At 59.2% G+C, this 12,099-nt stretch carries 18 protein-coding genes; 9 read left to right on the forward strand and 9 right to left on the reverse strand.

Annotated features, from left to right (window positions below):
* Positions 1–210 precede the first annotated feature (210 nt).
* Entirely contained in the window at positions 211–759 is a 549-nt protein-coding gene (locus N8H71_RS06800; RefSeq protein WP_262193397.1) for an RrF2 family transcriptional regulator, read from the forward strand.
* Positions 760–823: 64 nt separating this feature from the next.
* Here the strand turns inward: N8H71_RS06800 and N8H71_RS06805 are convergent, their stop codons facing one another.
* Positions 824–1,159 (reverse strand): hypothetical protein, encoded by a 336-nt coding sequence (locus N8H71_RS06805; RefSeq protein ID WP_085602948.1) that lies wholly within the window; start codon positions 1,157–1,159, stop codon positions 824–826.
* A gap of 176 nt (positions 1,160–1,335) precedes the next feature.
* On the opposite strand from N8H71_RS06805, the gene N8H71_RS06810 reads away from it, so the two are divergent.
* On the forward strand, positions 1,336–1,575 hold the full coding sequence (locus N8H71_RS06810; RefSeq protein ID WP_085687791.1) for a hypothetical protein: 240 nt from the start codon (positions 1,336–1,338) through the stop codon (positions 1,573–1,575).
* A 59-nt stretch (positions 1,576–1,634) separates the two neighbouring features.
* On the opposite strand, the gene N8H71_RS06815 is transcribed toward N8H71_RS06810, so the two are convergent.
* Complete coding sequence (locus N8H71_RS06815) at positions 1,635–1,823, reverse strand: hypothetical protein (protein WP_007950503.1); 189 nt, start codon at positions 1,821–1,823, stop codon at positions 1,635–1,637.
* Between the two features lie 197 nt (positions 1,824–2,020).
* Between N8H71_RS06815 and N8H71_RS06820 the strand changes: the two genes are divergently transcribed.
* A complete protein-coding gene (locus N8H71_RS06820; RefSeq protein WP_262193398.1) occupies positions 2,021–2,383 on the forward strand; it encodes an NUDIX hydrolase in 363 nt (120 codons plus the stop codon).
* 3 nt (positions 2,384–2,386) lie between these two features.
* Here the strand turns inward: N8H71_RS06820 and N8H71_RS06825 are convergent, their stop codons facing one another.
* From N8H71_RS06825 to N8H71_RS06835, 3 genes are all read right to left on the reverse strand, one after another.
* Positions 2,387–2,629 carry a DUF1652 domain-containing protein gene (locus tag N8H71_RS06825; protein ID WP_085687787.1) on the reverse strand — a complete coding sequence of 81 codons (243 nt, stop codon included), beginning with the start codon at positions 2,627–2,629 and terminating at the stop codon, positions 2,387–2,389.
* A gap of 122 nt (positions 2,630–2,751) precedes the next feature.
* Positions 2,752–3,651: a polysaccharide deacetylase family protein gene (locus tag N8H71_RS06830; RefSeq protein ID WP_262193399.1), complete on the reverse strand. Its 900-nt coding sequence runs from the start codon at positions 3,649–3,651 to the stop codon at positions 2,752–2,754.
* 134 nt (positions 3,652–3,785) lie between these two features.
* Entirely contained in the window at positions 3,786–4,733 is a 948-nt protein-coding gene (locus tag N8H71_RS06835; protein WP_262193400.1) for an ABC transporter substrate-binding protein, read from the reverse strand.
* 293 nt (positions 4,734–5,026) lie between these two features.
* Between N8H71_RS06835 and N8H71_RS06840 the strand changes: the two genes are divergently transcribed.
* The 4 genes from N8H71_RS06840 to N8H71_RS06855 all read left to right on the forward strand — a co-directional run bounded on the left by N8H71_RS06840 (position 5,027) and on the right by N8H71_RS06855 (position 8,192).
* Complete coding sequence (locus N8H71_RS06840; protein ID WP_262193401.1) at positions 5,027–6,013, forward strand: aliphatic sulfonate ABC transporter substrate-binding protein; 987 nt, start codon at positions 5,027–5,029, stop codon at positions 6,011–6,013.
* 61 nt (positions 6,014–6,074) lie between these two features.
* Positions 6,075–6,914, forward strand: coding sequence for an ABC transporter permease (locus N8H71_RS06845; protein WP_262193402.1), 840 nt, complete (start codon positions 6,075–6,077; stop codon positions 6,912–6,914).
* A gap of 53 nt (positions 6,915–6,967) precedes the next feature.
* On the forward strand, positions 6,968–7,648 hold the full coding sequence (locus tag N8H71_RS06850; protein ID WP_262193494.1) for an SOS response-associated peptidase: 681 nt from the start codon (positions 6,968–6,970) through the stop codon (positions 7,646–7,648).
* Positions 7,649–7,919: 271 nt separating this feature from the next.
* On the forward strand, positions 7,920–8,192 hold the full coding sequence (locus N8H71_RS06855) for a hypothetical protein (protein WP_262193403.1): 273 nt from the start codon (positions 7,920–7,922) through the stop codon (positions 8,190–8,192).
* Positions 8,193–8,238: 46 nt separating this feature from the next.
* Here N8H71_RS06855 and N8H71_RS06860 read toward each other — a convergent pair whose 3' ends face one another.
* From N8H71_RS06860 to N8H71_RS06870, 3 genes are read right to left on the reverse strand one after another with little or no spacing between them, the layout of a single operon-like run.
* Positions 8,239–8,385, reverse strand: coding sequence for a hypothetical protein (locus N8H71_RS06860; protein ID WP_007950514.1), 147 nt, complete (start codon positions 8,383–8,385; stop codon positions 8,239–8,241).
* A 40-nt stretch (positions 8,386–8,425) separates the two neighbouring features.
* Positions 8,426–8,737, reverse strand: a complete 312-nt coding sequence (locus N8H71_RS06865) for an AzlD domain-containing protein (protein WP_262193495.1) — start codon at positions 8,735–8,737, stop codon at positions 8,426–8,428.
* On the reverse strand, positions 8,737–9,435 hold the full coding sequence (locus N8H71_RS06870; RefSeq protein ID WP_045121617.1) for an AzlC family ABC transporter permease: 699 nt from the start codon (positions 9,433–9,435) through the stop codon (positions 8,737–8,739). Before N8H71_RS06870 ends, N8H71_RS06865 begins: the two co-directional genes overlap by 1 nt.
* A gap of 155 nt (positions 9,436–9,590) precedes the next feature.
* Between N8H71_RS06870 and N8H71_RS06875 the strand changes: the two genes are divergently transcribed.
* A complete protein-coding gene (locus N8H71_RS06875; RefSeq protein ID WP_262193404.1) occupies positions 9,591–9,977 on the forward strand; it encodes a DUF2784 domain-containing protein in 387 nt (128 codons plus the stop codon).
* Here N8H71_RS06875 and N8H71_RS06880 read toward each other — a convergent pair.
* Complete coding sequence (locus N8H71_RS06880) at positions 9,974–10,495, reverse strand: DUF3087 domain-containing protein (RefSeq protein WP_007950518.1); 522 nt, start codon at positions 10,493–10,495, stop codon at positions 9,974–9,976. The genes N8H71_RS06875 and N8H71_RS06880 overlap by 4 nt on opposite strands.
* A 210-nt stretch (positions 10,496–10,705) precedes the next feature.
* Between N8H71_RS06880 and ppnN the strand changes: the two genes are divergently transcribed.
* On the forward strand, positions 10,706–12,079 hold the full coding sequence (gene ppnN / locus N8H71_RS06885) for a nucleotide 5'-monophosphate nucleosidase PpnN (RefSeq protein WP_007950520.1): 1,374 nt from the start codon (positions 10,706–10,708) through the stop codon (positions 12,077–12,079).
* Positions 12,080–12,099: the final 20 nt, after the last annotated feature.

The raw sequence follows: 12,099 nt of genomic DNA on the forward strand, positions 1-12,099 counted from the left end.
CGCCGTTATCTTCGACAAGTCAGATTATCTGATAATTACCATCGAGAAACTCGATAACTAAAACCAGTGTTCAATGAACTACACAGCCCATTGATCTAGCTAACAACCAATAAAACGTGGACTATCCGGGCAAAACGATAAAGGTGCTCTCGATTTGTTTGCTACCAACAATCCTGATAACATCGGCGACAAATACAGTCGGAGATAGCTATGTCGCTTTACAGTGCGGGGGTCGAATACGGCATTCATTGCCTGGCCTTTCTGGTGGGCAGCGGCGGTGACAGCCGAGAAGCCAGCGTGCGCGATCTGGCAGAGCTGCAAGGGGTGCCACTGGATTACCTGGCGAAAATCTTCACCAAACTGGCCAAAGGCAAACTGGTGGAATCCACCGGCGGCGTGCGCGGCGGCTTTACCCTGGCGCGACCGGCGGATGAAATCACCCTGCTCGACATCGTCAATGCCATCGATGGTCGCAAGAACATTTTCGAATGCCGGGACATTCGCGGACGCTGCGCGCTGTTTGACGGCTCGCCGCCGGACTGGGCGCTGGAAGGCACCTGCTCGATTCACGCCGCGATGATGACCGCGCAAAAGCGCATGGAAGAAGCCCTCGCCCAGCAGACCATCCTCGACATCGCCAGAAAGGTCGGGCGCAAGGCGCCGGCAGGGTTCAACAGCCAGGTGGAAGACTGGATGCAGGATCGCCGGGAAAAGAAGACCGGTGGCGCCGGCATTCCGCTCACCGACATCTCGGACTGAACTCGACCAGCAGGCAAAAAAAAGCAGAAACCGATCACCGGTTTCTGCTTTTTTTATTTCGACCTTACAGGCAGTCGCGCACCGCTTTGCGCAACGACCCGGACTTCGCCCACGGCGGCCCCTGATACAGGGAAACGCGGCTGCCGTCCTTGTACTTGACCACATCCAGAATCTCGTCGGCGGTGACGATGCTCGGCGCGGTGATCCGGTAGCCATTGGAAATCGCTGTCTGGGATGTCTTGGCAACGTCCTGCTGCCACAGTGGCAGTACACACGCGGCGTAGTCCTTGGGAGTCTTGCCGCTGATCTTGCTGACATTCGGTTCGCCCGGCACCAGTGACGCAGGCAGCGAACAACCGGCCAATGCCGCCATCAGCATCCCCCCGATCAACATCCGCATGGTGATTCCTTCTTCTGAAAAAACGCGAATGTACCCTGTAACTGTTCGGACATCCATCGTAGCGCTCTGCCTGTACTCCCCGAAAACCGGGCCATTCAGCTCACTGACAGAAGACCTTGCCCCACACCGGAAAAATGCGGCTACTCTGTTTTACCGAGAATGTTCCGGAGGTGATCATGCGGCTCAATGAATACGAACACGAACTTCAGCGTGACTTGCAAAGCGTTGCATCGGACCTGAGATGGTCGGCGGTCGATCTCAAGCGCATCGCCGATCAGTTGCGTAAATCGGGCAACGAAGCGGACGCTCAGGCGGTGCTCAGATCCTGCGAGGTGCTGCAAAGCGATGAAGAACGCCTGCAACTGTATGCCCGGGAAGTGAAAGCCCGCGCCATCAGCCGAACCAAAGTCCACTGAGCATCACCCTGCCCACAGCAAAAAGCCCCGGACAACCGGGGCTTTTTCTTCACAGACCTTCAGTCTGCCTTACGACCGCGTGCGCGGCTTTTGTACCCCGGCAGCGCGGCGGCGTACGCCAGCGCTTCCTCGCGACTGGCAAACGAAGCGAGCCGGTCACCCTGCGTGCAGACCCGCCACGGTCCGTTGTTCACGCTGAGTACGTCGTAGCCATTCATGTGCATTTTGTTCAGCATCGCCATGCTCATAGGCACCTCCTGTTTGCTGACGAACTTTTCCACCTTACACCCGCAACGCGCTGCCGTGCCGACCGGACGTCGCACCGTGGCCGCGTCAAGTCTCCGGCACTTTTGCCGCTGCCAGGCACTCAGAAGCTCTAAACCGGTAGCGGCCCAAATATTGCTAATTCATGACAGATTTATGACAACCGGCAATCGGGTAACACATGAAAGTACGAGCAACCGTCATCTGCGAGCAGGATCGACACATTCTCCTGGTGCGCAAACCCAGGTGCCGCTGGACGCTTCCGGGAGGCACCGTCGAACCGGGAGAAACCCGCGCACAAGCCGCCGCCCGTGAGCTCCAGGAAGAAACCGGGCTGGACAGCGATGACATGCTTTATCTGATGGAATTACAAACCGGCAGCACCCGCCACCACGTGTACGAGGCGTCGGTGCTGAACATCGATCAGGTTCGGCCGCTGAATGAAATCGTCGACTGTCTCTGGCACCCGCTGGATGCGGTGCAGAATCTGAACGTCAGTGACGCCACGCTGAGCATCGTCCGCGCCTTTCAGCGACGCCTTTGACCCTCAGCCGGCAAACGCCCGGCGCCCGGCATTCATTTCCGTGCGCAGCTCACCAATGAAATTGGAGATGTCACGAATGGTGACCAGATGCTCCGGAGAAACTCCGTTGAGCAACAGGTCAACACGCCCGCTGCCGGGTTCGTAAACCTTGATCTGCAAGAGCCCCTGCGCCGTTTCGGTGCAATCGCAATACAACGGCGAAAAGCCGGATTCGACGATGCGGCAAATGTCGGCAATGGCAATCATGGGGACTAGCCTCACGGGTGTTGGCTCGGGCGACCCGTTGAGCATAGATGAGCTCTTGTCGCCCTGCTCCCGCCGCCCACTGAAAAATTTGCCAACGGCATCACATCTTCAATTCGCCGCACTCAGTGGGCGTCATGGTCCCAGATCCAGTTCCAGATTCCCGGCAGATTCACCGGTTTCGACGACTCGCCCACCGTCCGCGCCAATGCGGCTTTTTCCAGCGCCGCGCGATCGTCATAGAACGGTTTGTCTGCCAGTCGCACACCGGTGGCGGCGGCGCTATCAAGCAGAATCTGCAGGTACTCGCGGGCGTGACGGGCGGTGTAGCGATTGAGATCGTGGAAGGTCACTACCACTGGAGTCGCCCCGTCCACCGTTGGCAATTCGCCAAGGGCAATCCGTTCCCGGACTTCCGACAATTGACGCAGCATGTTCGCCCGCCGCCGGGGGCTGGCGTTGAAGCCCCAGATCTTGCCGTCGTTGGCGCTCAGGTCGGTCAGCAACACCTGCATGTGGTGCTGCTGATAGGCGGCGAAGGTGCGTTTGTCGTAGTTCCAGAATGGCGGACGCAGCAACGTCGGCGGCGCGCCGGTGATCGCCGCGATGTCCGCCGAGCCGTTGGTCAATGAGGTTTCGAGCTCATCCGGGTCGAGCAATCGATGATTGGTGTGCCAATGGGTGGCGGTGTGAAAGCCCAGAATGTGCCCCTCAGCGTGCTCGCGGCGCATGACTCGCCGACCGATGTCGCTATTCCCCGCTCGGGGCGCGCCGGTCTGGACAAAAAACACCGCTTTGATGCCCGGTTGCAGAGGGTTGTCCTTGAGGCTGTCGAGCACGGTGTCGGTGGGGTTGAAAAAGCTGGAGGCGCTGGGCCCGTCATCGAAGGTCAACAGAAAGCGCACAGGCGCCTGCTCTTTGAGCCGGGCCTCGGTCTGCGCGGTCATTTCGATGGGAGCGGCGATGCATCCGGCCAACCCGACGGCAACCGCCATCGCGCAGAGAAGCTTGAACCACTGTTTCATGTTTTGCCTTGAGCCCGACCGTTGCGGTCATGTTGTCGATTGGCAAAACTCCTTCGCCGCTGCTGCCTCCCTGCGACCCAATGAGATGGGCCGAGGTTGGATAAAGATACACAGGGTTTGGTTCCGGCGCTCGTTCAGCGTGCCAGCGCCTGTTGAAACGAAGTGTCGATGATGCCTGCCGTGGCCAGCGGAGCCGGCAGCGCCTTGACCTTGAACAGGAAGTCGGCGGTGCTTTGCAGGTCCGCCGCGGCTTGCTGATCCACCGGGCCGACCGTCATGTGTGCCTGGCGCAACCAGTGTCGCGAAACCTGCTGATCGAGGTTGGCTTTCTTCGCCCACAGGTCGGCGTATTCGTCGGTGTGGCTGTCGACCCAGGCCCGGGCCTGCTTCAGGCGCCCGAGGAAATCGGCGATCGCTTCGCGCTTGCTGTCGATGGACGGCGTCGATGCCGCAATCGCGCTCAAGCCCGGCATCAGGTTTTTCGCCGTGAGAATCGGTCGTGCACCGGAGAAAACGATCTGCTGGGAAATGTAAGGTTCCCAGACCGGGAACGCGTCGATGCTGCCTTGCGGTAGCGCCGCCGCCGCATCAATCGGCATCAGCTTGACGAAGTCTACGTAATTTTCCGGCAAACCGCCCTGCTCCAGCGCCCGCAAGGTCAATTGCTGACTCCAGGCACCTGGCCAATAGGCGACTTTTTTGCCCTTCAGGTCCTCGATGGTTTTCACCGGAGAATCCTTGGGCACCAACAGGGCGATGGTGTCCGGGTTCTGTCGCGAAACACCGATCAACTTCACCGGCGTCTGCTTGGCGGCCAGAAACAGAAATCCCGAATCCCCCAGAAAACCCAGATCCAGTGAACCGGTCTGCAACGCCTCGGCCAATGGCGCGGCGGCCTGGAAGTGTTTCCAGTCAACCGTGTAAGGCGCGTCCTTCAACACGCCGGACGCCTCTATGGACGCGCGGATGTTGTAGTAATTCTGGTCGCCGACGTGCAGGACCAAAGGTTCGGCAGCGTAGGTCAATGGCGTGGCAAATAGTGCGCTGGTCAACGCGGCACGTAGGAAACGTGTGAGCTTCATGGCGAGTCCTGCAGAAGGGATTTTTATAGACCATAACGCTCTTACAAATCAGATTTGAAATTCGATTAGCGCATAAGCTCAGCACCTTCCCGCCGCACTGTTGGCCGAGCAACAGTGGCTCGGCACAGTGTTTTCCCTGCAACACTTCAAACCTGCAAAACCGGCGTCAAACCCCGTAAATACGCGACAAAGCGCACATGGCACAGAGCCTGCAATATTCCATTCATGCAGGAAGCATTCGATAAAAATATCTTTTTGGACATAAGAATCTGTTGCCTTGCCGGAGCGTGCCCATGAAATCCCTTTTACCGTTTTCCCGCGTCAAAACCCTGCTCGCGGCCTGCGCAGTAGCCCTGAGTCTGCAACCGATCACCCACGCCGCTGAAACGCCGCCGGCCGAGGTGCATCTGGATTACGCCTACTACTCGCCGGTCAGCCTGGCGCTCAAACATCTGGGCTACCTGGAAAAAGCCCTGCCCCAGAGCAAAGTCAGCTGGGTGCTGAGCCAGGGCAGCAACCGTTCACTGGAATACCTCAACAGCGGTGGCGTGGATTTCGCCTCATCGGCCAGCCTCGCTGCCGTGCTCAGCCGCGCCAATGGCAGCCCGATCAAATCGGTCTACGTCTACAGCCGCGCCGAGTGGACCGCGCTGGTGGTGCGCAAGGACTCGCCGATCCAGTCCGTCACCGACCTCAAGGGCAAGAAAATTGCCGCCACCAAGGGCACCGATCCGTACCTGTTCACCCTGCGCACCCTGCAACAGGCCGGGCTGAAAAAGGACGACGTGGAACTGGTGCACCTGCAACACCCGGACGGCCGCACCGCGCTGGAGAAAGGCGATGTCGACGCCTGGGCCGGCCTCGATCCGCACATGGCCGCCAGTCAGGTGCAGGCCGGTTCGCGCCTGCTGTACCGCAATCGCGACTTCAACAGCTACGGCGTGGTCAGCGTCACCGAGCAATACGCAAAGGAACACCCGCAAACCATCGACACCGTGATCAAGGCCTATGAGCAGGCCCGCGAATGGTCGGTGAAGAACCCAGACGAATTGGCAAAATTGCTCGCCAGCGAATCCGGCCTGCCACTGGACGTGGCCAAGCTACAACTGTCGCGCACCGATCTGAGCAGCCCGCAACTGACCGCGAGGGACGTGCTGGCCTCGAAAGCCGCCGCGCCGATTCTGGTCTCCGAAGAACTGGTGCGCCGTGGGGTGAATGTCGATCAGGTGATCGATCAATTGATCGACACCGGTTTCCAGCAAGTCGCCACCGCCCAGTAATCGATCAGGCTCACAACAACTCCGCGCCCGTCGCGGATTTGTCGTGAGCGGAGAACCGTCCATGAGCAACGATTTGCCCACCCGCATCGCCTTGTCGGCACCACGACGAAAACTCCCACAGCTGAATCCGCTCTGGCGCCGGCGCCTTAAAGGCCTGACCCTGCCGCTGCTGATTGTGATCGCCCTGGAATTTATCGTACGCATCGGCTGGCTGCCGTCCTACCAGATGCCCGCGCCGAGCGAGATCGCCCTGACCCTCACGGATCTCGCTGAAGGCGCCTTGTGGAAACACATCGGCGCCAGCCTGATTCGCGTGCTGTTGGGGTTCGCCATCGGCGCGAGTCTGGCGCTGGTGTTTGCCGCGTGGGTCGGTCTGAGCCGCGAAGCCGAGGCTTATCTGGAACCGACCTTCGCCGCGCTGCGTTCGATTCCCAGCCTGGCCTGGGTGCCGCTGTTGCTGCTGTGGCTGGGGATCGACGAGACCTCGAAAATTGTCCTGATCGCCATCGGCGCGTTCTTCCCGGTGTACGTCAACGTGGTCGCGGCGATCCGCAACATCGACCGCAAATTGGTGGAAGTCGGGCATATCTACGGCTTCAGCCCGTTGCAACTGGTGCGACGTATTCTGTTGCCCGCCGCCCTGCCCGGTCTGTTCACGGGATTGCGCAGCGGCATGAGTCTGTCATGGATGTTTCTGGTGGCGGCCGAATTGATCGCTGCGACCAAAGGTCTGGGTTATCTGCTCAGTGACGGTCGCGAAACCTCGCGACCGGACATCGTGCTGGCCGCGATTATCGTCCTGGCGCTGCTCGGCAAACTCAGCGACGGTTTGCTTGCGGTGCTGGAGCGTCGCTGGCTGGTCTGGCGCGATGCGTTCACCGGGCAGGGCAGCAAGGATTGATCGGCGCAACTAAGCTGAAACCTTCAGGCAAGTGTTCGCCGGAGGTTCGGTCGATGTGCGGAAGACTTTCGCAATATCGCGGCATCCATGACTTCGTCGCGGTGCTGAGCATTCCCGATGCGCTGATCAATCACGTCGGCGAGGCGCCGCTTTGCCATTACAACGCCGCCCCCACTACGTCGCTGGCGATCCTGCATCAGCATGACGCGCGTATATATGCCGACAATTTGCGCTGGGGCTGGCGCCCGCACTGGGCCACGGATCGCGCCGCACCGATCAACGCCAGGCAGGAGAAAGTCGCTCACAGTCCGTTTTTCCGCGCGATCTGGCGACGCCGATTGATCGTTCCGGTCGACAACTGGTTCGAATGGGTCGACGCACCGGACAATAGCCGACAACCATGGTTGATACGTAGGGCCGACGGCCAACCGGTATTCTGCGCGGCGATCGGACAATTTCCGACACCTACCAATCAGGCAAGGGACGACGACGGTTTTGTCATTATTACCGCCGACAGCGAAGGCGGCATGCTCGACATCCATGACCGACGCCCAATCGTACTGTCTGCCACAAGCGCGCGAGAATGGCTCGATCCCGCGACGCCCGTAGAGCGCGCCGAACAAATGCTGCTGTTCGAAGGCGAGCCCAGTGAAACGTTTCAGTGGCACAAAGTCAGCAAAGCAGTAGGGAACTCCCGAAATCAGGGCGCCGAACTGATTGAAAAAGTCCTTTAAATAGATGCGTCGGTGGCGCGTTATCAGGAATAAGATTCACAAGATGTGAATCTTTTGCGTTACAAACAGTGTTTCAACGACGAGACAGTTATTTTGAAACGTACGTTCGAGCGAACTAACCGCCTGTCTGACATTTCAATCGTCATACATACATTTGCAAACTCAACGGATAGCATGCGCGCCGCATTTCCAGTTGGCATACCAGTTGACCAAAGAGTCAGCAAAACCAGGAATATCCCCACAAACTTTACAAGCCTTGCAGAGAACTAAGTTGCGCGACGATTTTGCAATCAAACAGGTCAGCGGCCTGGAGTGTATTCATCTGTCCTCGACAGAACGCTTTCAACTCGACTGTTTTATCGGCCACTACATAAAGACTCGAAACCTGCGTGACGTACCCGGTATCGACCGCATCCTGCGCGCCACCCTCGAAAACTATCCCTGCCACCCGCCGGTGATGGTCAACGAGCTGAATGCCTGGATCGACAAGACCTTGGGTTATCGGGCCTCCCACCCCGATTTCACGCAGCTGGAAGATCTTTGATGAAACGAAAAAGCCCCGCAATCGCGGGGCTTTTTCGTTGTGGCGTTCAGGGTTTCAGCGGGCGTTCCTGATCACGGTCGGACAACTCGCGGCTGTCGTCATGCTTCCAGGTCTGCTCCTTGTGTTTCTCCCGCTCGATCTCTTCTTCACTCGGTTCGTCATCTTCTTCAGGACGTTTCTGCTCGGTTGCCATGTTCACCTCGCTAATGGAATTCATCCATTAAGCGTAGAACTTAAAGCCACCAGCGCAATAGAAAGAAGAACGCCATGCTCAATAGCATGCTAAGCAATGTATTACGCGTGTAGATCACCAGGCCGATTGCCACTAGTGAACTCAGCAGATAAGGGTTATCCCACTGCAGATTCAGTTGTTTGTCCGGCATGAATACAATCGGCCCGCAAATCGCGGTCAACATGCCCGGCACGGCAAAACCGAGAAATTGCCGCGCGTTGCTGCTCAAACGCACCGGCAAGCGCGGTTCTAGAAACACGTAACGGTTGAGGAACACCAGAATCCCCATGCCGACAATCACTGCCCAGACCATCATGTGCGCTCCCGATACAACTTGTTGCAGATAAACCCGGCAGTCATGCCGGCCAGGCCCGACAGCACCAGCGCCGAACCCCATTGCCAGTAGCTGAACAACACCGAGCAGAACAGCGACACCGCCACGCAGACCACCGTCGGCACATTGCGCACCACCGGGGTGATCAGGGCGATGAAGGTCGCAGCAATCGAGAAGTCCAGCCCCAGGTGTTCAAGCCCCGGAATGCTGCTGCCAAGCACGATGCCGGCCAGGGTGAAGAGGTTCCAGGCGATGTAGAACGTCAGGCCGACGCCCAACGCGTACCAGCGGTTGAATTGCTGACGATCATGCTGACTGGTCAGGGCAAACAGCTCATCGGTGAGCAAAAAGCCCAGACCGATTCGCCAGCGACCCGGCAACGGCGAAATCACGTGGCGCATGCTCATGCCGTAAAGCAAATGCTGCGAAGTCAGCAACAGCGTGGTCAGCAGAATCGAGAAAATTCCCGCGCCGCCCTTGAGCATGCCGATCGCCACCAATTGCGCAGCGCCGGCGAACACGATGCTCGACAGGCCCTGCCCTTGCAGCGGCGTGAGGTTGGCTTCGATCGCCATGGAGCCGGCCAGCAGCCCCCACGGCGCGGTGGCCAGGGATAACGGCATGATCGCCGCGGCTCCGCGAAGAAAGGCACTGCGCGGCATTAATGAGTCAGACATAACACTCTTCAACCGTGAGACAAGACCCCGGACTCTGCCAGCAAACGCCCGTTCATGGCTTGAACAATCTTGCGCAGTTGGCGCAAATCCTTCCTTCGGTCAGTCGTTTACCGGCGTAACATGGCAGCCATTCACACACGCGTCAGGGAGACGACATGCTGTATCGAATAGCCGCCGACGGGCTGGTGCTGTTTCATCTGCTGTTCATTCTGTTCGTACTGTTCGGCGGGCTGCTGGTGCTCAAGTGGCCGCGGCTGATCTGGCTGCATTTACCGGCGGCGGCCTGGGGCGTGGCGGTCGAGGTGTTGCACCTGACGTGTCCGCTGACCTATTGGGAAAACCTGATGCGCCACGCTGCCGGGCAGACCGAATACGCGGGTGGCTTCATCGAACATTACGTCTGGCCGATCATCTACCCGGCCGGCCTGACGCCGCAGATCCAGCTGGTGCTGGGCAGCGTGGTGCTGGTGGTCAACCTGTTGGTCTTTGGGCGCCTGATTCGCCGCTGGAAACTGCGGCGCGCCGCGCGCATTCCGTTTTAACGAGCTTTCAGGGTTTCCAGCCAGGCCGGATCGAGGCGCGTTTGATCGGTGTCCAGACCGAGCGCCTCCATCCGCGCCTTGTGTGCTTCGACTTCCCGGTGCAGTTGCGCATGATCGCTGGAGTTGCCGTCCAGTTCATGCATCTGGGTCAACCCTAGGTGATAAAAGCGCAGCACCTTCATCGCCACCGGATCACCCTTCTCCACCGCCGCCGTCACCTGATGCATGACGTTGGTGACGCTCATCAAACTGCGTTTGAGCCGCCAGCCGTACACCGCCGGGGCCATCCAGGTCTGATTCCAGAATCGCCCGCGCAGTAATGCCGCCGTCAGCAGAAATGCGCCGAACACTCCGCCGACATTGAATCGCAGATTATCCCCGCCCGGCTCGCCGAACAGCGCCACCGCCGCCGTCGAAAATGCCATCGCCAGCACCAGAAACAGCACCGCAATGATCAGCGTGCTGCGCCGGGTCTGCTGGCGATAAGTGATGGCATCGATCGGTTGAATCTCGAACATCGCGACAGGCTTCCATGGCTTGAGTTAAAAAGAGGCTGCGCATTATCGCCTCTGAGGCGGATTTAGCTATGCTGGAGCGCCTTTTCATCTTTTCAACGTCCAACGGGGACATGGCGATACCACGCAGATCGTGCCATCTTCATTCATGGATACACACTATTCGGATGCCATTGGCCATGCCGGCAATGACATCGTTTTAAGGATCACTGCATGACCCAACGACACGTAATCAATGCCTCGGTCAGCCCAAAAGGCAGCCTCGAAACCCTTTCCCAACGTGAAGTTCAGCAACTGAGCCAGGCCGGAACCGGCAGCACCTACACCCTTTTTCGCCAGTGCGCCCTGGCCATCCTCAACACCGGCGCCCATGTCGACAACGCAAAAACCATCCTTGAAGCCTACAAAGACTTCGAAATCCGCATCCACCAGCAGGATCGCGGCGTTCGCCTGGAACTGCTGAACGCCCCGGCCGACGCCTTCGTCGACGGCGAAATGATCGCCAGCACCCGGGAAATGCTGTTCAGCGCCCTGCGCGACATCGTCTACACCGAAAACGAACTCGACGCCCTGAGTATCGACCTCAGCACCTCCCAGGGCATCAGCGACTACGTCTTCCACCTGCTGCGCAACGCGCGCACCCTGCGTCCGGGCGTCGAGCCGAAAATCGTGGTGTGCTGGGGCGGCCACTCGATCAACACCGAAGAATACAAATACACCAAGAAAGTCGGCCACGAACTGGGCCTGCGCAGCCTCGACATCTGCACCGGCTGCGGTCCCGGCGTGATGAAAGGCCCGATGAAAGGCGCGACCATCGCCCACGCCAAGCAGCGGATTCACGGTGGCCGTTACCTCGGTCTGACCGAGCCAGGCATCATCGCCGCCGAAGCGCCGAACCCGATCGTCAATGAGCTGGTGATCCTGCCGGACATCGAAAAACGTCTGGAAGCCTTCGTCCGCGTCGGCCACGGCATCATCATCTTCCCGGGCGGCGCCGGCACCGCCGAAGAGTTCCTGTACCTGCTGGGCATCCTGATGCACCCGGACAACGCCGGCCTGCCGTTCCCGGTCATTCTGACCGGGCCGAAACACGCTGCGCCGTACCTGGAACAACTGGACGCTTTCGTCACCGCCACCCTCGGCGAAGCGGCGAAGAAGCACTACGAGATCATCATCGACGATCCGGCCGAAGTGGCACGGCAGATGACGGCGGGCCTCAAGGCCGTGAAGCAGTTCCGCCGCGAACGCGCCGACGCATTCCATTTCAACTGGCTGCTGAAGATCGACGAAGGCTTCCAGCGCCCGTTCGACCCGACCCACGAAAACATGGCCAACCTCAAGCTGCACCGCGACCAACCGCCCCATGAGCTGGCGGCCAACCTGCGCCGCGCGTTCTCCGGGATCGTCGCCGGCAACGTCAAGGACAAGGGCATTCGCCTGATCGAGGAACACGGGCCGTATCAGATCCGTGGCGACGCCGCGATCATGCAACCGCTCGACCTGCTGCTCAAAGCCTTCGTCGCCCAGCACCGGATGAAACTGCCGGGCGGCGCGGCGTATGTGCCGTGCTATCGCGTGGTGTCCTGACACCATCAATGCATAAGCCT

The organism is Pseudomonas koreensis, assembly GCF_025447595.1.
GTDB lineage: Bacteria > Pseudomonadota > Gammaproteobacteria > Pseudomonadales > Pseudomonadaceae > Aquipseudomonas > Aquipseudomonas koreensis_H.

Coding starts and splice junctions, on each gene's coding strand:
- N8H71_RS06800 (WP_262193397.1), top strand. CDS start 211: ATGTCGCTTTACAGTGCGGGGGTCGAATACGGCATTCATTGCCTGGCC.
- N8H71_RS06805 (WP_085602948.1), bottom strand. CDS start 1,159: ATGCGGATGTTGATCGGGGGGATGCTGATGGCGGCATTGGCCGGTTGT.
- N8H71_RS06810 (WP_085687791.1), top strand. CDS start 1,336: ATGCGGCTCAATGAATACGAACACGAACTTCAGCGTGACTTGCAAAGC.
- N8H71_RS06815 (WP_007950503.1), bottom strand. CDS start 1,823: ATGAGCATGGCGATGCTGAACAAAATGCACATGAATGGCTACGACGTA.
- N8H71_RS06820 (WP_262193398.1), top strand. CDS start 2,021: ATGAAAGTACGAGCAACCGTCATCTGCGAGCAGGATCGACACATTCTC.
- N8H71_RS06825 (WP_085687787.1), bottom strand. CDS start 2,629: ATGATTGCCATTGCCGACATTTGCCGCATCGTCGAATCCGGCTTTTCG.
- N8H71_RS06830 (WP_262193399.1), bottom strand. CDS start 3,651: ATGAAACAGTGGTTCAAGCTTCTCTGCGCGATGGCGGTTGCCGTCGGG.
- N8H71_RS06835 (WP_262193400.1), bottom strand. CDS start 4,733: ATGAAGCTCACACGTTTCCTACGTGCCGCGTTGACCAGCGCACTATTT.
- N8H71_RS06840 (WP_262193401.1), top strand. CDS start 5,027: ATGAAATCCCTTTTACCGTTTTCCCGCGTCAAAACCCTGCTCGCGGCC.
- N8H71_RS06845 (WP_262193402.1), top strand. CDS start 6,075: ATGAGCAACGATTTGCCCACCCGCATCGCCTTGTCGGCACCACGACGA.
- N8H71_RS06850 (WP_262193494.1), top strand. CDS start 6,968: ATGTGCGGAAGACTTTCGCAATATCGCGGCATCCATGACTTCGTCGCG.
- N8H71_RS06860 (WP_007950514.1), bottom strand. CDS start 8,385: ATGGCAACCGAGCAGAAACGTCCTGAAGAAGATGACGAACCGAGTGAA.
- N8H71_RS06865 (WP_262193495.1), bottom strand. CDS start 8,737: ATGGTCTGGGCAGTGATTGTCGGCATGGGGATTCTGGTGTTCCTCAAC.
- N8H71_RS06870 (WP_045121617.1), bottom strand. CDS start 9,435: ATGTCTGACTCATTAATGCCGCGCAGTGCCTTTCTTCGCGGAGCCGCG.
- N8H71_RS06875 (WP_262193404.1), top strand. CDS start 9,591: ATGCTGTATCGAATAGCCGCCGACGGGCTGGTGCTGTTTCATCTGCTG.
- N8H71_RS06880 (WP_007950518.1), bottom strand. CDS start 10,495: ATGTTCGAGATTCAACCGATCGATGCCATCACTTATCGCCAGCAGACC.
- ppnN (WP_007950520.1), top strand. CDS start 10,706: ATGACCCAACGACACGTAATCAATGCCTCGGTCAGCCCAAAAGGCAGC.